19 protein-coding genes are annotated in these 21,275 nt (G+C 37.8%); 7 read left to right on the top strand and 12 right to left on the bottom strand.

Translation table 11 applies throughout. From position 1 onward, the window contains the following. Positions 1-2: 2 nt before the first annotated feature. A complete protein-coding gene (locus tag H4J69_RS00395; protein WP_220467851.1) occupies positions 3-959 on the bottom strand; it encodes an alpha/beta fold hydrolase in 957 nt (318 codons plus the stop codon). Between the two features lie 139 nt (positions 960-1,098). Next, positions 1,099-1,767: a glutathione S-transferase family protein gene (locus H4J69_RS00390; RefSeq protein ID WP_182244059.1), complete on the bottom strand. Its 669-nt coding sequence runs from the start codon at positions 1,765-1,767 to the stop codon at positions 1,099-1,101. A gap of 180 nt (positions 1,768-1,947) precedes the next feature. On the opposite strand from H4J69_RS00390, the gene H4J69_RS00385 reads away from it, so the two are divergent. Then, positions 1,948-2,772, top strand: coding sequence for an AraC family transcriptional regulator (locus H4J69_RS00385; protein ID WP_182244058.1), 825 nt, complete (start codon positions 1,948-1,950; stop codon positions 2,770-2,772). A 489-nt stretch (positions 2,773-3,261) separates the two neighbouring features. Here H4J69_RS00385 and H4J69_RS00380 read toward each other — a convergent pair whose 3' ends face one another. Then, positions 3,262-3,945, bottom strand: coding sequence for a glucosaminidase domain-containing protein (locus H4J69_RS00380; protein ID WP_182214882.1), 684 nt, complete (start codon positions 3,943-3,945; stop codon positions 3,262-3,264). 223 nt (positions 3,946-4,168) lie between these two features. Between H4J69_RS00380 and H4J69_RS00375 the strand changes: the two genes are divergently transcribed. From H4J69_RS00375 to H4J69_RS00360, 4 genes are all read left to right on the top strand, one after another. Continuing rightward, on the top strand, positions 4,169-4,921 hold the full coding sequence (locus tag H4J69_RS00375) for an ABC transporter substrate-binding protein (protein WP_182244057.1): 753 nt from the start codon (positions 4,169-4,171) through the stop codon (positions 4,919-4,921). A 386-nt stretch (positions 4,922-5,307) separates the two neighbouring features. Next, entirely contained in the window at positions 5,308-7,176 is a 1,869-nt protein-coding gene (locus tag H4J69_RS00370; RefSeq protein ID WP_182230120.1) for a glutathionylspermidine synthase family protein, read from the top strand. A 64-nt stretch (positions 7,177-7,240) separates the two neighbouring features. Then, on the top strand, positions 7,241-7,864 hold the full coding sequence (locus H4J69_RS00365; protein ID WP_182214877.1) for a DUF502 domain-containing protein: 624 nt from the start codon (positions 7,241-7,243) through the stop codon (positions 7,862-7,864). Between the two features lie 130 nt (positions 7,865-7,994). Then, positions 7,995-9,266 (top strand): flavohemoglobin expression-modulating QEGLA motif protein, encoded by a 1,272-nt coding sequence (locus H4J69_RS00360; protein ID WP_182230121.1) that lies wholly within the window; start codon positions 7,995-7,997, stop codon positions 9,264-9,266. A gap of 323 nt (positions 9,267-9,589) precedes the next feature. Here the strand turns inward: H4J69_RS00360 and H4J69_RS00355 are convergent, their stop codons facing one another. The 4 genes from H4J69_RS00355 to H4J69_RS00340 form a co-directional block, all read right to left on the bottom strand. Next, on the bottom strand, positions 9,590-10,480 hold the full coding sequence (locus H4J69_RS00355) for an HD-GYP domain-containing protein (RefSeq protein ID WP_182244056.1): 891 nt from the start codon (positions 10,478-10,480) through the stop codon (positions 9,590-9,592). 61 nt (positions 10,481-10,541) lie between these two features. Next, the gene (locus H4J69_RS00350; RefSeq protein WP_182244055.1) at positions 10,542-11,306 is read right to left on the bottom strand and encodes an ABC transporter substrate-binding protein; all 765 of its coding nucleotides are present in this window, start codon (positions 11,304-11,306) and stop codon (positions 10,542-10,544) included. Positions 11,307-11,548: 242 nt separating this feature from the next. After that, complete coding sequence (locus H4J69_RS00345; protein WP_182221621.1) at positions 11,549-12,451, bottom strand: radical SAM protein; 903 nt, start codon at positions 12,449-12,451, stop codon at positions 11,549-11,551. Positions 12,452-12,538: 87 nt separating this feature from the next. Further along, entirely contained in the window at positions 12,539-13,351 is an 813-nt protein-coding gene (locus H4J69_RS00340; RefSeq protein WP_182244054.1) for a crotonase/enoyl-CoA hydratase family protein, read from the bottom strand. 95 nt (positions 13,352-13,446) lie between these two features. Here H4J69_RS00340 and H4J69_RS00335 point away from each other — a divergent pair, with 95 nt between their 5' ends. Both H4J69_RS00335 and H4J69_RS00330 read left to right on the top strand, forming a co-directional pair. Next, positions 13,447-14,277: an SDR family oxidoreductase gene (locus tag H4J69_RS00335; protein WP_182244053.1), complete on the top strand. Its 831-nt coding sequence runs from the start codon at positions 13,447-13,449 to the stop codon at positions 14,275-14,277. Between the two features lie 69 nt (positions 14,278-14,346). Continuing rightward, entirely contained in the window at positions 14,347-14,871 is a 525-nt protein-coding gene (locus H4J69_RS00330; RefSeq protein ID WP_182230126.1) for a VF530 family DNA-binding protein, read from the top strand. Between the two features lie 39 nt (positions 14,872-14,910). Here H4J69_RS00330 and H4J69_RS00325 read toward each other — a convergent pair whose 3' ends face one another. The 5 genes from H4J69_RS00325 to H4J69_RS00305 form a co-directional block, all read right to left on the bottom strand. Beyond that, positions 14,911-15,672 (bottom strand): type 1 glutamine amidotransferase domain-containing protein, encoded by a 762-nt coding sequence (locus tag H4J69_RS00325; RefSeq protein WP_182221625.1) that lies wholly within the window; start codon positions 15,670-15,672, stop codon positions 14,911-14,913. Positions 15,673-15,694: 22 nt separating this feature from the next. Then, positions 15,695-16,531 carry a class I SAM-dependent methyltransferase gene (locus H4J69_RS00320; RefSeq protein ID WP_182221626.1) on the bottom strand — a complete coding sequence of 279 codons (837 nt, stop codon included), beginning with the start codon at positions 16,529-16,531 and terminating at the stop codon, positions 15,695-15,697. 135 nt (positions 16,532-16,666) lie between these two features. Continuing rightward, positions 16,667-18,145 (bottom strand): glycerol kinase GlpK, encoded by a 1,479-nt coding sequence (gene glpK, locus H4J69_RS00315; RefSeq protein ID WP_182221627.1) that lies wholly within the window; start codon positions 18,143-18,145, stop codon positions 16,667-16,669. Between the two features lie 436 nt (positions 18,146-18,581). Then, on the bottom strand, positions 18,582-19,181 hold the full coding sequence (locus H4J69_RS00310; protein WP_259367685.1) for a methyltransferase domain-containing protein: 600 nt from the start codon (positions 19,179-19,181) through the stop codon (positions 18,582-18,584). Between the two features lie 85 nt (positions 19,182-19,266). Further along, positions 19,267-21,180, bottom strand: coding sequence for a SurA N-terminal domain-containing protein (locus H4J69_RS00305; protein ID WP_182214855.1), 1,914 nt, complete (start codon positions 21,178-21,180; stop codon positions 19,267-19,269). Between the last annotated feature and the right edge of the window lie 95 nt (positions 21,181-21,275).

The raw sequence follows: 21,275 nt of genomic DNA, 5'->3' as shown, positions 1-21,275 counted from the left end.
GATTATTGAGACTTGTTATCTTGTAAAAATTGTTTAACAACTAATACTGTTGCCTGAGGGTTTTCTTCGTGAGGTACATGCCCTAAATCATCAAAGATAACTAATTGACTGTTGATAATATCTTTCTTAAATTTCATCGCAAGCTTGATGGGGATGAGCTTATCCTTTCTTCCCCAAATGATAAGCGTTGGTACATTTATTGTTGAGATCTTTTTGGCTAAATCCCCGGGTACCGTCTGCTTAAAGCGTTCTTTTAGAGCGTTACGATTTCCTTCACGAAGCGTCAAATCATAGTATCTGTCAACTAATTCACTGGTGACTAAGTCAGGGTTCCCATAAACATTCTCAACACTTTTTTTCACCAAAGATTTAGGTAAAACGTTTTTTAATAACCGGCTCGTTATCGGATTTTTAGACAATTTAAAGGCTAAGGGTAAAGATTCAGACTTAAAAGGATAACCACTCGCGTCGACTAAAATTATTTGAGAGACTCGCTCTGGATATAACACTGCGGTAGCCCAAGCAATATACCCGCCTAAAGAGTTACCTGCTAATACACTTTTTTTAACCTTTAACTCATCTAACACAGCAATAACAACTTCAGAATAATGCTCAATAGTATAATTATTTTTAGGATCGGGGCCGGTTAGACCAAAGGCAGGTAAATCAAAGCGAATAACTCTGCGTTGTGTTTTTAGTTGGTCAACCCAGCCATCCCATGTGTGTAATGACGCGCTCGTACCATGAATTAAGACAATAGGATCTTCATCAGACTTTGGTCCTTCATCTCTAAAATGTATATTCATACCAGCAATCTGCATAAATTGTGATGGCTCAGCAGCCCAGCGCTTGCTGAGTTCAGCGACAGACTTATCAGGTGCTTGATTAACATAAAGATAACTGGCAAATAAAACGACTACGCTTAGTAGTATAAACAGACTGATTTTTAAAATTCTCAAGAGATTATTGGCCTTTTTCTCTATATATTGTTGATGAAGATTGATTGTAGCTGAATTTATTCTATCAGTAACAGCTACAATGAATAATCATCCCGGGTAAATATCCAAACATTAACAACGCCATAATGATAAGTCGTTATTAAGCATAATCGTAATGACCTCCAGACTTAAGGGCTTTTTGATAGGCTGAACGGGCTTGAAAACGCTTAACGTAAGCGGTAATTTCTGGGTAGTTATTGTCATTTGAACTTTTGACAACCCAAGCCTCTAGAGGAAAACTCATTTGAATATCAGCACCAGACAGTTCTTCTCCAGCAAACCACTGATTGTTTTTTAAATGGCTTTCGATAAAGTCTAAGTTCCCGGTAATATTTGGCCCAACATAGCCTTTCATTACTTTGTTCACAATCCCTCTAGCAATTGGCTTAACAAAAAATGGCATCGTACTTTTCAATATTTTTTCAAAGATAATTTTTAGTAATAGTTGTGGCATCAATGTTCCCTCAGCAAAATGTAACCAGTAAATATACTGGCGATGTGCTTCTGTGCCAATATCGGGAGTAAAATCATCACCACCATAAGTTTGTGCAAGGTATTCAATAATGGCTCCAGACTCGGCAACAGTAATGCTACCATCAGTGATCACTGGAGATTTACCCAATGGATGTACTTTCTTTAAGGTGTTAGGCGCTAAATTTGTTTTTAGGTCTCGCTCATAACGCTTAACTTCATAAGGGACGCCAAGCTCTTCTAAAGCCCAAAGCACCCGCTGCGAACGTGAGTTATTAAGGTGGTGTACAACAATCATAGTTTTCCCCATTAAGATAAAAGCCTAAAGCCAACTATTGTACTATAAATTGCTATCATGATTTATTCGTGATGACCGCAATCAATAGTACAATAGTGCTAAGTAAATATTATTTTAATAGCTTTATTGCCTGGCGTCGCATACGATTGAACCACATAATTATACTATCGGACTATTTTAATGCTTTGGACATCCAGTGTTGTATTACGTCGAGATATCGAACAGCACCAGCATAACCTGCATGAGTTTGTCGTTTGTTTAAAAGGTGCTGTAAGCATAACGATTAATGACGAAAGCCATCAAATTTTAAGCGGACATTCCGTTTTTATCCCTGCTGAATATCAACATTCAATCACGATAGATAAAAACACCGAAACAAAATTACTGTTTGCATGTATTGCTCCCCCGTCCTTTGATAACTTGTCAACACCCGCCAACAGTTTGTATTTAAAAACGTTATCTAAAGGAGGATTTTTAACTAACAATCTCAATTCAAGCAGCCAGCACAGTACGCAAGGAATGCAAAAAATTGCCAATGAACTCGAAATACAACCCATTTCGAGCTCACCATTAAATGTTTGTTTAAAAGAGAACCTCTACTTACGACTATTACTGATCCATATCAGCAACGCCGGTTACGAGCAGCAAGCAAATGCACAATCATCTTTGCGAATGACCAATGCTCAAGATTGGATCAACAATAACTACACTATGGATATCACTTTAGATAAGGTGGCAAAGCAAGTTAATCTATCAAGAAGTCATTTTGCTCGCCAATTTCGCCAGCATACCGGTTTCAGTTTTATTGAATATCTTTTAAAACTGCGCTGTGATGCCGTTGCTAAAAACCTTGCTAGTTCCAACACCGATATAACCGAAATTGCTTTTGCTTCGGGCTTTAGTAATCTGAGTCATTTTTACCGACATTTTAAACGCCGCTACGGGATAACTCCTGGTGCTTTTAGGTTAATGATTAAACACCAAGGGATAACACTGAGACCTTAGGCCGCTGTAATAATTTTCTAGCTAAGGAGTGTTTTACCCTAAGTGTTGTCATCGATATGTAAGCGCAAATATATACTTCAAAACCCTGTAAGCTCAAATATAATAAAGTTCCCCTTGCAAGGGGGCGAGATAGAGTGACACAAGATTCATGCAATGTGTTGCCGGAATACTTTTTTCAAAGTAACCACAGCAGGAATTTGTCTATGCCAGATAAGTTTATCGCTTGAGAGCCTGCTTAGATTCAAGGTTAAATGAGTATCTATTATCAGAATTATAAAGGGGAGCTAAGATGTAAACTTTGCTGAAGTCTTTACGGGTAATGGGGATAACGTTGAGCAGGTATTATGCAGGATAACAAAAAATAAAATCGAGCACGATGATGATAACGAACACCTACTTCAGCATGCTTTAAATCAGCCTTACTTGAGTGAACTACTCGGCACTTAAGTACCGAGTTTTCTCGACGACACTGATAAATTTAACCGAACTTTAGTCATAAGTATTAAATTTATTAAACTTTATAATAGAGGTTAATTCATCACCATATTCTGCACCCTTTTCAGAATAACGGTCTAACTTTTTAACTAAAGAGTAGGGGTCATCAGTTTTTAGTCGTAATTGCCTAAATTTCTGAAAGGCGGCGCTGCGTCCAAGGGTTCGATAGTAGCCTCTTACCGAGGCTTTAATAGAAGGGTATCTTTTTAGCCAAATGGTTTTATCACCCCTTTTTTTCAGTGCCGCGATTCTAGGTTCATCTTCATCGAATGACCAAACACCAAAAATATTATTAGCTTCATTAAAAAAACGAGAGGTTGCCCAAGAACTCTCCATTGCCGCTTGTGCAATAGCAATACTTTTAGGGTGAGGTTTAAGTGCCATTAACAGCTCGTTATCAGTTTTGGCTTTATATTCTATTTTCAGTTTTTCTATCATATCGTTATCACTACCTAACTTAAGTGACTCTGAAACGTCAAGATATTGAACCATAAGTTCATCATAAACTTCGTCTATTGCAGGAATAATTAAATTTTTAAAGCGAGCCTTTTTCTCTTGTACTGTCATTTTTGGCAAAGTAGGTTCATTTGCGCCATAGAAATAAATCGCTGTCGATAATAATAATATTAAGGGGATAAGTATCAATAATGTTTTTGACTGAAAAGCAGTTAATTTCATGGCAAGCCTTGTAGTTAGAAATATATTGTTAAGTATAAAAAAGCGGTTAACTTTCAGGAAGTATAGCATAAAGTCCGCTAAAATTTTAAAAGTAAAGTTATCTAGTTCTGCAGTCTCGTGTCATAAAAAATTTACTTGTTTGATAAACAGCTGTGAAAAATTATTTTTCGTCTATTTTTCGTCTATACTTATTTTACTTATTTATTATCCTATTAACTAACATATGCCGCTAAAACTATTTTTATTAATCATCAGTTTGTTATTTACTCTGCCATCCTTTGCCCAACAAAAAATCACTATTGCCTTTGGTGATGCTCTTGCACCTTGGGTGATGCCTGAAACTAACGACGGTATAATAATAACCTTAATAAGAGAAGCCTTAGAGCCCGCTGGCTATGAAGTAAAAGCAATTTATTATCCATACGCTCGCCGGATAACATCATTCAGAGCTAAGGATGTTGATGCGGCCTGTGACATGAACTTAAGAACAATGACCAAAGAAAACCTTACCGGTTTCTTATCTGATGAAGCTTATGCTTACGAAAATTTTGCCTTCGCATTAAAAAAGCATAATTATAAATTTACTCACTTGAATGAGCTAGCTTCATACTCTTTATTGTCTTGGCAAGGCGCCAAAACACACTTGGGTGGAGAGTATGCCGTAATGGCCAACAAAAACCCGCTTTATCTAGAGAATCATGATCAAGAATTACAGGTTAAAATGTTATATCTAGAACGTTTCGATATCATTCAGTTAGACCTACAAATATTTAAACATTACCGAGCTAAAATTCAAAAAGAAGGACAAATCAATACCCATTTATTAGTGGATAAATTTCCACTTTTTGGAGCAAGCCCTAATAATATTCTTTTTCATGATAAAAAAGCCAGAAATGCCTTCAATAAAGGCCTTAAAGAATTAAAAGCGAATGGTCGTTATGAAAAAATATTCGCATCGTATACCTTAGGTAACTAGTGAGTTATTTACGGATTATAGTCTCGACTCTAAGGATGACGAACCATTAGCGAAAAGTGCTCAACGTTTAGTGGTTTATTCTTATCATCCTCGCCTCAATATTACTCATCAATTTTGCACAAAGATAAAATGCCTCCGCTATTTTATATCCGTTAGCTTAAACAAAAATATTACAAGGTTAGCTTCATAGCTACTTATGCTCTATATTTCACGTAAAAAATACCGTTAGTTTAATCTGATCTTGACCAGAATATTAAGCTTAATGTAAAGTTAGTTTAAATGAGCTCGTCGTTCATCTTAACCATTATTTCACTCAACTATTTTAAAGGGCAATGCTATAGCGAAAGCATTTTTTTTACGCTAATAGCCACTTAAGTCTGGACTAAATGACTAAAATTAAAAACATACAAGATGTCTCTTTTGGCACCCCTATCGGTATATCGATGGGCAATGTAACCGCTTATTCTAGCGATTATGATACCGTAGACCCATTAATCTATAAATCGCGTAGTCACTTTAGAAGCTATGTAGATGATATTTATATGGGACATAAATGGCAATGTGTTGAATTTGCTCGTCGATGGCTTTACACCAACAAAGGTTATATTTTTAACGATGTAGCTATGGCTTACGAAATATTTAATTTACGTTCCGTGAGAGATATTGTAAATAATAACGAACTCGCCTTAAATGCCTTTGAAAATGGCGCAAAGAGATTACCTGAAGTAGGAAGTTTACTAATTTGGGATGAAGGTGGAGAATTTGAAGAAACGGGTCACGTAGCTATAATCACTGCAGTTTTTAACGATAAAGTGTATATCGCCGAACAAAACATGGCCTTTGCACCTTGGCCAAATGGGCAAAACTATTCGCGTGAAATAAAAGCAAAATTAGGCAGTAACGGCGACTACTGGCTACACTGCCCCTCTGATGGGTCAACCATTTTGGGGTGGTTAATACAAACTGATGATGAAACAGATGCGCTGATTTCTTCTCTGCCAGAACCCGAAGTGTTTAATATTGAAGCTTGTACTGCGCCAGCACAAAATAAAGCCAATACCCCTTGGTTAAACCTCGCCAATGACGACGAATATGCATTTTTTCAAATGATGGCTGGCCATAGACTGTCATGTGATGATGCAAGCGCTTTACGCTATTACCGTATATCACCCCAAGCTCATTTAGCACTAGAAACGGCCACGGATGAACTGCATCAAATGTTTATGCATACTACCGATTACGTGCTGGAACATCCAGAGCTATTGGAAAAATTTGGCTTACCCAAAAACCTAAATGAAAAAATTAAGCGCTCATGGTCTAACCGCGCTAATCAATTAGTAACAAGTCGTTTTGATTTTTCAATGTCTGAACATGGCTTGAAGGTCTACGAATATAATTGTGATTCGGCATCATGCTATATGGAGGTTGGAAAAGTACAAGGTAAATGGCTAAAACACTTCCAAGTGAAAGGTGGAACTGATGCAGGCACAGCCTTATTTAGCCTTTTAGTTAAAGCTTGGCAAGCTCGTGCTATCGACTCCGTTATTCATATATTACAAGATGATGACCCCGAAGAAACCTATCATGCACTCTTTATGAAAAACGCCATAGAAGCGGCGGGTCATCAATGTAAAATATTGGTAGGGATTGATTCATTAACGTGCAATAAAAATAATGAAATTGAAGATTCAGCCGGCATAAAGCTTCAATGGATATGGAAAACATGGGCGTGGGAGACTGCACTTGACGAAATAAGAGCAAATCAAGATGATGTCATTAATAAAGCTCAGCATAAAAAACCGCATAAACCTAGCTTATCTGACGTACTACTAAACGATAATATTATGGTTTTTGAGCCACTTTGGACACTTATTCCTAGCAACAAAGCGATTTTACCTGTGCTATGTATGCTATTTCCAAATCATCCCTACTTGTTAAATACCAGCTTTGAATTAACGGATGAACTTGAGCAAACTGGCTACGTAAGCAAGCCAATCGTTGGCCGCTGTGGTGCAAATATAAAGATAATAGATGAAAACAAGCAAGTGATTGCCGAAAAGTCAGGTAATTTTGAAACAAGAGAGCAAATCTACCAAACATTGTTCCCCTTGCCCTATGTCGAGGATAAATATGTGCAAGTTTGTACTTTTACCGCAAATGGCCATTATGCCGGTAGTGGTGTAAGAGTGGACTCGTCAATGATTATTGATAAAGATAGTGATTGTTTAGCATTACAATGTAAACATGACGTATAAAAATGTTTCTTGCGCTAACATTCAGCATATCTGCGCTTATTTCAACCGTATCTAGGATATTAACTTGCAATTATTAAGTATATTAAAAAATATTAAAAACTTTTTATTAACGGCATTTATTGGTGGAATGGTTATATTATTGCCCGTTGTTATTGTTTTTAAAGTCGCTTTTTGGCTATTAAATTCACTTTCAATGGCCTTTGAACCGATATCTACTTTTTTCTCAACACAATTTGTCTCTCACATCCCTTTAGCTGAAATCCTTGCGTTTACTGCAGTGTTTTTATTGTGTTTTATCATAGGACTACTCGTACAAACAGTATGGGGACGCTATGTTCATGGCCAATTAGAACAACGCTTACTTGTTCCAATTCCTGGTTATACGCTGATAAGAGATATACTGAGCCAGTTTAAAAATAAAGATGGTGGTTCTTTTACGCGCCCAGTAATGCTTAAAGCATTTCAATCTGAACAATTAGTTTTGGGTTATATTACTGACGAATTAGAGGATCATTTTGCGGTATTTGTGCCTACTAGCCCTAGCCCATTTAATGGTTTTGTTATTTTTGCTCCTAAAGCAGATGTTAAACACATTGAAGGCAGTGCTAAAAGCGTGATGAACTTAATCGTCGGCTGTGGTGTTGGCTCAGCTAAAACATTAACAAAAGATCATTTTAAAACCCCTTAACTTTACCATGTGTTAATGCGCCAATTTACAGAGTAAAACCAATAAGATAACAATTTATTTTTGGTGCTAACGCAATTTTTGTGAGTTAACTCAGTAAGTAACTCGTAATGACTATGGAATTTAAAGACCCATGAATACATTAGAAGTGGAAAAAGAACGGATATGCCAGATAAGTTCTATTCTATATAGCGCGAGCCAACCGATTAGAATACTCACCCATTTAGAATGGAACAGAGATATTAAACAGCAATTCTTTGCGGATAAGTGCAAAGAGCTACCTAAGGTTAGCTACCCTACTTTTGATCCCAGTAAAACCTTAAGTTTAGTGAGTGAAGCTAGAAGCTTGATGGGGAATTCAGACATAGATGAATGGCTAAAGCGCATTTCAACTAAGCTTGAACATGGTGCTTTGATGATGGGATCGGTAGGCACTAAAAAGTTTTATGAATTTTCTGAGGCGCTTTACGGTAAACCTACCAACCCATTTACTGACGGTAAATCAACACCGCTTGAATTGGCAAATATTTTTGACAAACAAATTAGTAGTTATGCTAGTTACAACTTTGGTAGTCCACCACCTATGTGTTATCTAGCTTCAGATATCGCTGAGCAAATGCAAGCAGCCGTGACTAAAATGTTTGGTACAGATGCGCCAAAAGTTGAAGTGGTTGACGAGCTATCTGCCAACGCGCTAGCAAACCCAAAGTTAATACGGATTAGGAAGACAGCCTGTTTTACTGATCTTGACGCGCAACAACTCATTAATCATGAAGCCCATATTCATGTTGCCACCTCAATTAATGGACTTAATCAGCCGCACCTTAAAATATTAGCCGCTGGTCATCCTGGGACCACTAAAACACAAGAAGGCTTAGCGGTATTTTCTGAATATATCACTAATTCTATCGATTTGGATAGACTGCGTAGACTAGCTGACCGTATTATCGCGATACAAATGTCGATTGAAGGCGCAGACTTTTTAGAAGTGTATAACTACTTTTTAGGTCGTATTGGCAATGAATCACAAGCTTATGAAAATACTCGAAGAGTTTTCAGGGGAGGTGTTTTAACTGGCGGCGCTCCCTTTACTAAAGATGGTGTTTACTTAGAAGGACTTATCCGCGTGCATAATTTCTTAAAAGCTATCGCCGCTAATGGTCGAGCAGATTGTCTTAAATTATTATTTTGTGGAAAATTAGATATTGAAGACATTCCTGTACTATACAAATTAGAGGAAATGGGGCTATGTCAGCCCGGTAAATACTTACCACCATGGGTTGAAGACGCACGCTATTTATTGGCTTACTTAACCTGCTCTGAGTTTCTCAATAAAATGGATATGCCTAAAATTTATAGCCATTATGATGAGTTGCTGCACAGCATTCCAAAAACGTTCAATTAACGTTGCGAAATACATTAGCTACTAGCTGCCATCAGGCTTATATATGATAGCGGCTAATGCTGCCATTTAACAACAACTACTAGCTGCCATCAGGCTTATATATGATAGAGGCTAAAGCTACGGTTTAACAACAGCTACTAGCTGTCATCCGGCTTATATATGATAGAGGCTAAAGCTACGGTTTAACAACAACTACTAGCTGCCATCAAACTTAAATGCAATAGCGGCTAATGCTGCCATTTAACAACAGCTACTAGCTGTCATCCGGCTTAAATGCGATGGCGGCTAATGCTGTTGTTAAAACAGCGTTACTTATGCAAAAGTTAGTGGTCGTCCTTATATTTTTCATAGACCTTTTCAAAATTCCCTGGATGTGCGGCAAAAGCAGCAAGCACCTTAGGGTCGAAATGCTCAGGCATGGTTCTACCATCACCTTCAATAATTATTTTTACTGCCTTTTCATGACTAAAAGCAGGCTTGTAAGGACGTTTTGAACGCAGCGCATCATAAACGTCACACAGCGCCATAATACGAGCAGATAATGGAATATCTTCACCAGAAAGACCATTAGGATAGCCAGTGCCATCCCATCTTTCGTGGTGATTTAATGCGATTTCAGCGCCCATTTTGATAAAAGGAGAGTCACCCTTTTGCAGGATTTTTGCGCCAATAGCACTATGCGTGTTCATGGTCTCACGCTCTTGAGGTGTAAAAGGCGTTGTTTTGAAAAGAATAGCATCTGATATACCAATCTTACCAATGTCGTGCATCGGGCTCGCATAAAACAATGCTTTATTCATTTTTTTACTCAGACCAAGCAATCGTCCTAACAGATATGAATAGTGTGCAATACGGCGTACGTGTGCCCCGGTCTCCTCATCCTTAAATTCAGCAGCGCTGACCATAGTGATGATAGTTTCCTTATAAGCATTTTCAAGCTTAACCGTACGTTCTTTAACCTTGTCTTCAAGTTTATTGTTGTAATCTGAAAGCAGATCGCTGTAATCCTTTAAGCGCAACATATTCCTAACTCGTAATATAAGTTCAGCTCGGTCGATTGGCTTAGTAAGAAAATCATCAGCGCCTACTTTAAGTGCCGTCAATTTAGCCGCATGCTCATCTATCGAGGTCACCATAATAATTGGAATATACATGGTCTCAGGATTAAGTTTTAACCTTTCAGCAACTATATTGCCATTTAGCCCAGCCATCATGATGTCGAGTTAAGGTTTGATAGCATCCTCAATAAACAAAACACTTAATATAGCCAATTCATTAATACTCAGCTTGGGGTAAAACATAAGTAGCTTTAATCGCTAACCGTTGCGGTGCAATATCATCGAAGGCCTTTTGATATAGTGCTATCACGTCATTGGCTGTGTTTATATTGAAAGCAAAGTAGTTACCTACCTTATTGACCTGCCAGACCTGTTCATAGTCAGTTTCATCAAAGCCAAGTTGTTCTGCTAAATGAGCGAAACCATGTATAGAGATAACAATCATGTCGACACGATCTGATTGCATCATTAAAAAAGCTTGTTTTAAGGAGGAGACTTTTGCCAAGTTAGAGGAAGGGAAACCCACTTGATTAAGCGAAATTTCTGAGATATCGCCTGCTACGGTGGCAACTTTACGATAAAAAACTTGCCCTAAATTAGCGAACTCAAAGTTTTTTGATTTTTTGGCCATTAGTACATGAGTAGAGTGAAAAATAGGCCCGACCCATTTAAATAAACCTTCGCGAGCTTGTGTTCTAGAAACGGTAAACAAAGCGGTGTTGGCTTTATCTAAGGTAAATCTATAGCCACGTGCCCAGGGAACAACCAGAATTTCTTGTTCTGCAATGTCTAAATGTTTCCATAACGCTTTTAAGGTCTCTACTGAAATTCCCTTAAGCTTATCATTAACTAAATAATTAGCAGGAGGATAGTTTTCAGTATAAAAAGTAATATTTTTTGTTGGCGATAATTGTTGAAGTGCTTGTAGCGGAGCAATCACAATAAAAAATAGTAAAATAGACTTAATAATAAATTTATTCATTAAAACTGAATCCTCCACCACGATAAAATAAAATTAACAGACTTTATTATCAATTAACGTCAACCTTATTTATAGTCAATATATCTTCCCATATCAACGTTATTAATGGTGGACTGAGCTATGTGCTGTAAATAAAGTACGGACTGCATTTATCAGCTGACTATAAAACTATAACTAACTTAACATATTGTTTGAGTTTATTATTTTAATTAGTAACTTTTTTAGTGTACAGGCATTACTGGCTATAATCCTCGTTGCCATTCTTGACGAAGCGGAATTTCTGTAGAATGCGCTAATGCCATTTGCACCGTATTAACTAGTTTCTCTTTATCTTTGCCTAAAATGCCCTTTAAGACTAAGTAATTTGAAGCATGATCAGACCTAAAAATAGTTTTTTCTAATTCCAGAGCGGATAACAATGTTGCCATTTCAATAAATAACTCTTGCTGACTTAGCAGTCGATAGGGTTGATATTGTCGGTCAGTAAAGTTTTTAGCAAAACGTTCTTGCCCTAAAGGAAAGCTAACCACGAGTGTCGATAAGTAGTCGGGTTGTGCTTCATTCATTAATTTAGCTGAGTTAATGGCATGCTGTTTGGATAGCTCAGGTCCGCCAAGTCCATTTAAGATCATCACTGAACTTTTAATACCTGCTTGCTTAATTTTGTTCAGCGCAATTAAAGAGCTTTGATAGGTTTCGCCCTTGTCAATTAATTGTAAGACCTCATCGTCACCGCTTTCACAACCAACATACAAGAGAGACAAGCCTAACGCCTTTAACTCTGCTAGCTGTTCAACCGTTTTATTACTGACGTTTCTTGGTAGACAATAACTTGCAACACGAGTGACTTGCGGAAAATATTGCTTTATTAGCTCAAGTATTTCTTTTAAGCGTTTAAACGGTAACATCATTGCGTCACCGTCGGCTAAAAACACCCGACCAACCGGTAAGCCTGAGTCGACAACTTTAATCATCTCTTCTTCAATTAATGCGACTTTTTTCGGTTTAAATTTTTTATTTTCGGCCGTATACATTTCACAAAAAGAACAATTATTCCAAGAGCAGCCATTGGTAACTTGCAAAATAAGGCTCTTCCACTCACTGGGCGGACGAAAAACTGGCTCTATATATTTAAGGGGATACATTGGTCACTCACTTTTTAGATCACTTTAGATAGCTACACATCATCGAAAAAAAGTAGCAAATTCAACCTGAAAATATTCAGTTAAATCTTACGACCAATCGCCTCTATCTTTAAAGACTTTCGCTTCACTGGTGCTATGGGTTTGGTTGTAAGTTTTTATCTTTTGATTTTTACCTAACATAACTTTTAATTGATAATAAGTTTCACGGGCTAAGGTAAAACGGTCACTACGCCACCAAACATGATTATAAAGTTTTTTAACACCTGCAACCGCATCCGGTGATTGCTGGCAAAGTTTATCTGCTAAGCTTTTTGCTGACACTAAGGGATCAGCACAAATATTGGTAATTAACTTGAATTCAAGTGCTTGCTGCGCAGAAATTTCTTGACCAGTCATCGCCAACAACTTCGCTTGATCTGCTGGCAAGTGTTCTTTAAGTGCCAAAGTGCCGCCCATATCCGGAATGAGTCCCCACCTTGCCTCTAAAATAGATAAAGTAGCACTGGGCTCAACAAAGCGAAAATCGCCACCGAGTGCTATTTGTAAACCGCCCCCCCAAACTCTGCCATGTAATGCCATGATCACCGGAATAGGAATTTTACGCCAGCCCGTTGATACACGTTGTGCTAAATTTGATTGACCGGGTAACCATTTAAACAGGAGTTTAAAGATATTAACCGGTGCTTTCATCACAGACTTAACATCTAAACCACTACAAAAATCGACACCCTTACCATGAACAATTACTGCTCGCAGTGATTTATCTTTTTGTAATTGTTTAATAATTTTATCAAGTTGATAAAACATCATCATATTAATAGCGTTATGTTTATCTGCACGATTAAGGGCAACATAAGCAATGTTGTTTTCGATAGTTAACAATACGGTTTTTTCTGGCATACTGACCTCTGGTTAGACCAGAATAAAATAACCTTGTCGACATGAGATGTAAATAAATAAAACAAATAAAAACAAATGAAACTGGAAGCATAAAGATGGAACATTATTTTCAAGGTAAAACAGTCGTTATTACCGGTGCATCTGCAGGTGTTGGTGCAGAAACTGCCCGAGCCTTTGCCAAATTGAAAGCTAATTTGGTTTTGTTAGCGAGAGGACAACAAGCACTCGACGAGATTGAAAAAGAACTTAGTGTTGAAACTTCGGTGTTAACGATCAAGATGGATGTCGCTAATTCAGCTGATTGCCAAAAAATGCTAGAGAGTGCTCAAGAGAAATTTGGCAGTATTCATTATCTTATTAATAATGCTGGCTATCATCAACGCGGTAATGTTGAAGATAATACCGCTGAACAATTAGCAAAAATGGTCGATGTAAATTTACGTGCGCCAATAGCACTGTCGGCATTAATTTTACCTTATATACGCAGCAGTATAACTAATGGTGGCTTTGGCGGCATCGTTAATGTTGGCTCTTTAGCTGGTCGAACACCATTACAGGGCGCTGCAACCTATTGCGCAACTAAGTCTGGGCTGCGTGCATTTACCTATGCCCTTGCTGATGAATTAAGCGGTTCGGGGATTAGTATTGGTTTGGTTTCTCCGGGGCCAATCAATACTGGCTTTATTATGTCTGAAATAGATGAAGTAGAAGATATTGTATTTTCGCAACCCATGAGCAGTCCACAGCAAGTCACTGAGGCAATAATCCGCGTAGCTAAAGGTGAGCAAATCGAGATTACATTACCTTGTTCGAGCGGTTGGTTAACTACTGTTTCTTATCTATTTCCTTCACTAAGACGCTTTCTAAGACCGGCACTTTATAAAAAAGGTCGAAAAGCAAAAGAGCGTTATCGAAACAAAAAATAATAAAGGCAAGTACATTGTCCGCATATCCGTATATAATATGGCTATAACTGTTTAGTAAAAAAGAATCTCATGACGCTAGAAGACGAACAACTCAATAATCCCTTGCACGGGCTTAAATTAGATACACTTTTAAATGAAGTGTATGATCATTATGGTTGGGAAATTCTAGCGGAATATACCAATATTAATTGTTTTAAAAACAAGCCTAGTATTGAATCTAGCTTAAAGTTTTTGCGTAAGACCGAGTGGGCACGTGAAAAAATGGAACGTTTTTATTTATATCAATTTAAGAACTTGCCTAAAGCTGATGATGAACAATATGAAATTCCACCGCGTCTGCGAGTGATACCCGCACGCCAGAAACCTAAAGACCCTGCCGTACTCATTTTAGGACAAGCCCCTATCCCTACAATCAGATCATCCAATTTTTCTGATAACAAACCTTCATCACAAGGTCGAGATAGCAGAAGTAATAGCAGTAAGGGTAGCTATAAAGATAAAAGTGAACAGGGCTTTGCTCGTCGTACAGAAAAACCTGAACGCTCAAAGCCAGCTAGTGCATCTTCAAATCCTTACTCTGATTCTCCTAAGTAACATCAATATAAGCATTCAAGTGACAGATTTACTACAGGGTTAATCTGTCAACATATCAATAAATCTCAAACTAAAATTATAAATATCTCCAGGCCATCGCGCCGATAAGTAGTTTCTATCTTTAACGATAAAGCCACGTGACAAGTGCTGTAAATCATCACGAGCTAATGGCAAACTGCCGTTAACAAACTGAGTTTTACTGGCAAGTGCTGCCACTAATTCATCTTCTGTGGTTGTTTCTGGATACGTTAAATAATAATCATCTAACCAAAATCGAGTTAATTGGAAAGCCATAAGCTCTTGACGCTTTAATAGCCCGGTACATTGATAATTATAGATGACCGATTTTTGACTTTTGGGATCAATACTTCTCGCTGGAATTAATACGCCATGACAAACAGCCGCGACGGGTTTATTTTCATTAAAAAAATCAACCACCAATCTTTGTAATACCTCTGACTCTAAATATTCTTTTACCCCTTTGTCATGCCCACCCGGTAATAATAATCCATCGAAGTCACTGGCTTTCACATCGGTGTAAAATAAAGGCTTATTAAATTCAGCTGATTGTTCCAGTTGACGATAGGCATTTATGGCATCTTGTCTAGCCTGTAATAAGGGTTTGAGCAAGCCCAAACCTTTTCCAGTCAGCATAATATCGTCAGCCGTCGCGACCTTGCCATCAGGTGTTATAAAGGTCATTTCAACCTGCTGTTCTTTTAGCAATAACCAAGGAATAGCGACTTCTGAAGGATCGCAACCATAGCGCGGTAGCGGGATCAGTACTTTTTTGTTGTGCATCTTTATTGACCCTATTTAAGATTTATTTGTTAGCCTGTTCTTGTTGCAGGAAATAAGTCCATTGCTGCTCGTAGGCAGACATTTGCTGATGTTTCTTAGTGGCTAAATGCATTTGCTTGTCGTGCTCTGTGGCGAAAGCGCCTGTATGACAAGCTAAGCATTTTTTATCTTCAGGCACCCTACTTTTACGGTTATAGGTAATATAGTCGTCGCTGTTAGCATCAAACATCGCCTTACAGTTTTCTAGAGGCGCTTGGCTGTATATATAAGTTGTACCTTGAGTTGATTTAACATGTTTATCTCTGTTTACATTCCTGACTTTATAATCTGGAAATTTAGTAATATCAAAGAAAAAACGACCAATATAGTTGATATCGGTATCAGTGATTAATGCTTTTTCAATATTCCATTGCAGATAAGGTTTAACATTCTTTGAAGTGATCAACGCAAGTTTTGCACCGTTTTCATCAAGAAAGTATTGAAAGCAGTTCAACAGATATTTTCTCAGTAAAGCTCTGTTTAAGGTATTAACACTTAATTGCTGGCACTGAGCTTGAAAAGCTTGTTCAGAAGGAAAAGCGGGTAATAATGGAAATTGAAAGATCACCAAATCAAATGATTTTTCAGCTAACGTCCCCCAAGTATTTTCATCAGTGACGTCAAAATCAGTGATGACTTGGCAATTGTCCTGCTGTAACTGCTGATAATAAACATCACCGTACTTTTCCTGTAAACAAGCCATGCTGTCAAAGATGGTTGCTGTCAGCTGCTGGGGTTGATGATGTTTAAGTAAAGATGCAGAAAAAGATAAGTCGCCATCGCCAACCGTTAAAACACGCCATTTAGGATCAATATGCATAATGAGATTTATAGAATAATAAAATTAGCATTGTATACCCGTTAACGCGTAAAGTGCAGAATTTCAGTGCTAATTAAAGTGACAATAACAATCGCCAGCTTTTGTCTAAATTGATAACTACTCGCAATTAAGGTACTAGCTTTGTACTTTACTTACGGCATTTTGCCACTGTGCATAAAGACGATTTTTTTTCTGCTCGCTGATTTGTGGCGTAAAACTTTTTTCACAGCGCCACAAGGTTGATAATTGATCAACAGAAGAAAAAACGCCTGCTTGTAAGCCGGTTAAATAAGCAACGCCTAACGCTGTGGTTTCAACGATATCAGGGCGTTCAACCGTTATCGATAACATATCGCTGATAAAATTAAGCAGCCAGTTATTTTCCGCCATACCGCCGTCTACTTTTAAAAATGAGAGCGCTAAGCCATCTTTTGCCATAGCATTTTGTAAATCTTTGCTTTGAAAAGCAACCGACTGCAAAGCAGCAGAAATTATTTCATTTCGACCTGAGTCACGACTAAGGCCTGAAATGACAGCGCGAGCATTAGGATCCCAATACGGGGCACCCAAGCCTGTAAATGCTGGGACTAAAAAAACACCATGCTCAACAACCGTATTTTCAGCAATTTTTTCACTGTCACTTGCTTTATCAATGATCTTTAATTGATCTCTTAGCCATTGAATAGTTGCCCCTGCCATAAAAATACTGCCTTCAATAGCATAAGTAACGTCACCGTTTAAACGATAGGCAATAGTTGTCAGTAGGCGATTAGTTGACTTTAAAGCTTTATTGCCGGTATTTAGCATTAAAAATGCGCCTGTACCATAAGTACATTTCGCCATGCCCTCAGTAAAACAAGCTTGACCAAATAAAGCCGCCTGTTGATCGCCAGCCATCGCTAAAATGGGGATTTCACCATTAAATAAAGATGATTGCGTGACACCAAATTCAGCGGCGCAGTCCATCACGTCAGGCAACATACTTTTGGGTATTGAAAATAAAGCCAGTAATTCATCATCCCAACATTGTTGGTGAATATTAAATAACATAGTGCGAGAAGCATTAGTTGCATCGGTTTTATGAGATTTCCCCGCCGTTAATTGCCACAATAAAAAAGTATCAACAGTGCCAAAAAGTAACTGACCTGCGTCTGCTTTTTCTCTTGCGCCGGGTACATTATCCAATAACCAATTAATTTTGGTCGCAGAGAAGTACGCATCTAAAATTAAACCCGTTTTATCCATAATGCTATTTTTGATGTCTTGACAATCAATTGAATCACAAAAAAAAGCAGTACGTCTATCTTGCCAAACAATCGCATTGTAAATAACATCGCCAGTATTTTTATCCCATACGAGGGTCGTTTCTCGCTGGTTTGTTATGCCAATACCTAAGATATCGCTAGCACTCAACTGATTTTCATCTAGCACTTTTTGACAGGTACTTAAGACACTCTGCCATAGTTCGTTGGGGTTGTGTTCGACCCAACCATCTTGAGGAAAATATTGCGGAAACTCTTCTTGGGCACTCGCGTAACGTTCACCTTGGGTGGTGAACAATATCGCTCGTGAACTTGTCGTGCCCTGGTCTATCGATAAAAGATACTTTGCCATAAAAAAAGCCGTCTCCGCTGAATGAATAAAGTTAAGCAGGTTAAACAGATCATGCCACAACTTGCTTGTTGAGCAATTATAAAGGTTTTATCGCCACAACTTGCGTTATTGCTTGGCTATTATTACCCGCGTCTGAAATTGTTATCCCTTAAACATATCGATAAAAGATACTTTGCGGTAAAACAAAACAGTCTCCGCTGAATGAATAAAGTTAAGCAGGTTAAACAGATCATGCCACAACTTGCTTGTTGAGCAATTATAAAGGTTTTCTCGCCACGACTTGCGCTATGGCTTGGCTATTATTACCCACGTCTGAAATTGTTATCGCTTAAACATATCGATAAAAGATACTTTGCGATAAAACAAAACAGTCTCCGCTGAATGAATAAAGTTAAGCAGGTTAAACAGATCATGCCACAACTTATTTGTTAAGTAATTATAAAGGTTTTCTCGCCACGACTTGCGCTATGGCTTGGCTATGATTTCCCGTATCTGAAATTATTGTCCCTTCAAAAGAATGAATAATTTGCCAACCAGCAAAATGCTCAAGTAATTCTCCTTTTTTTAATAAAAAATCAGGATTTTTGGGGCGACCAAGAACCGCTTGTCCTAAGGTGAACGTTTCATAAATAACGAGACCATTAGGAACTACTGCCGCTTTAATCTGCTCGATAAGTGGTCGATGTAAGTAGCGAAAAACCATTACGGCACTATAACTATTTTCAACTAATGGCTGAGAAAACCTTTGTTCAAAGTCAATAAGCCAAAAGGTGGCTAATGTTGATTGATATTTATCTGCATCATGACTTATTGCTTGCTGAACATTCGCTAATGACTGCGTGTTAATATCAGCAAAAGTCACCGCTAAATTTTTCTCTAGGCAAAACAAACCATTCCTGCCATTGCCACAAGCCAGATCTAAGATGGGTAATGAATTTTCATGAGGGTTAAGTTCAGGTAAATACTTTTCTAGCAAGGAGGAATGCATAATTTTAGCTTTTTGACTTTTTTCTATGAGTAATAAAAAAGGCTGCAATCAATTTGCAGCCTTCATTTAATTCAATACTCATCATTAATAAGTATCGTTATTTAATCGCTTGATGACTGAGTCACTTAGCTACTTAAAACTGAGATACTGGCGCCGCTATTGCTTTACGGGTGATCTCAGCATTAACTTTTAATGCTTCAACAAAGCTTTGGTAAGCAGATTGTGCAAGTTGTTGCGTTTGTTGTTGTGCCATTCTTGGGTCAAGTGCTTTTTCAACATTACTCGCTATAACAGCTTGAACTTCTAATAAGGCTAAATCACCGTTATTTAATGTTACCGTCGTTGCTGAAATCTGACCTTCACTTGGATGAGGTAATTTAAAAGCCTCACGACTTAAGCTAGGCGCAATATCACTACCTGAGCGTGTAACATCAGCTTTTTCAATAAACACGGCGTTAATCGCTGTTAACTGCTCGCTAATATCATTACCTGCTTTAAATGAAACAAGTAAAGAGTCAGCTGTTGTTTGTGCTAGCTCTGTTGCTTTCTCGCTAATCAAAGTATCACTAATTTGTACAGTAACTTCAGTAAGTGGCTTAACTTCTGCTGGTTGGTACTCTTCTAAACGAATAACAATCGCTAAAGTATCGCTAACTTCAATAATGTCTGAGTTTAAGTTCTCTTGAAGGACTAAATCAGAGAAAGCAGCTTCGATTGCTTTAGGGCTATCAAATGGCGCTACGTTGCCAAATTTACTTAACCAGTCTGTCGTCATTATTTTTGAGTTAACGGCTTCAGCAGCTTCGTCTAAACTATCAGGAGCTTCAAAACTTAATCGTGCCATTTCCTGTTGTAAATCAAAAAACTTATCTTGTGCTTTTGATTGACTCACTTTTGCTTGCAGTTCTACTTCTACGTCAGCAAAAGCCTGAACTTGTTCAGCTTTTAGGTCGGTTAATTTAATGATATGAAAACCAAAGTCACTTTCGACAACATCACTTACGCTATTAATCTCGGTTAACGCGAAGGCGCCTTCGTCAAACGCATCGCCCATGGCACCACGTTCAATCCATTCTAAATCACCACCATTTTCACCGCTAAAAGTATCGTCTGAACTTTCTTTGGCTAAAGTAGCAAAATCTTCACCGGCATTAACACGGGCTAATAAAGCTTCTGCCGTTACTTTTGCCACAACTTCATCATCACCAAACTCAATTAAAATATGAGCAACACGACGCTGTTCGTCTTGACGATAGCTGGCAATATTCTCTTGGTAGTAAGCTTTAACATCAGCGTCACTAACTTCAATTGTTTTTGCAATATCGTTAACATCAAGTGCGATGTAGTTAAGTTTTACTTTTTCTTCGTTTTCAAAACGGCCTTGATTAGCTAAGTAGTATTGATTGATTTCATCGTCAGTTAACTCAATACCAGCTTTAAACTGTTCAGCATTAATGGTCGCATAGCGGACGTTACGCTTTTGGTTTTGTAAAGCGCTTACCCGTTTTTCTTGGTATGGCAAGTTGAACTCGCTGGCAACAAGTGCTTGTGTTAATTGACGACGAGTCATTTGAACACGTAAGTAATCACGAAAATCTGAAGATTGATAAAAACCGGCTTGGTTAATCATCGCTAAATAACGATTATTATCAAAAACACCATCGACCTGAAATTCAGTCATCGTGCGAATAGTTTGCTTAATACGTTCATCAGAAGCGCGAATAGACATATCAACTGTACTTTGATCAATCAGCTTTTCATTGATTAGGTTATCTAAAATACCGTTACGAAAGTTAGCCATATAATTTTCATCTGCTGATAATGTTTCGAACATATCACCAAATTGTTGTGCCATACGATTACGTTGCGCTTGATAAGCTTTATTAAAAGCATCTTGTGATATTTTTTCACCGTTAACGTCAGCGACAGATGTGTCTACTGAGTTGGTATAAGTACCAATTCCCGCTAAAGCAAAAGTTAAAATAACTAAACCTAGGATTGATTTTGCAATCCAGCCCTGTGAACCTTCTCGAATATTTTCTAACATCTTTTTCTCTATTTATTACGACAGATATATCTTTGTTCAGGATTCTATCAGAAGCATCACTGACCTTGAAGTAGCAGACGAAGATTTAATTATTT

Origin of the sequence: Colwellia sp. BRX10-9 (assembly GCF_014077405.1) — a bacterium.
GTDB lineage: Bacteria > Pseudomonadota > Gammaproteobacteria > Enterobacterales > Alteromonadaceae > Colwellia_A.
Note: the sequence above shows the minus strand (reverse complement) of the source record. Positions and strands in the feature narration are given on the sequence as shown.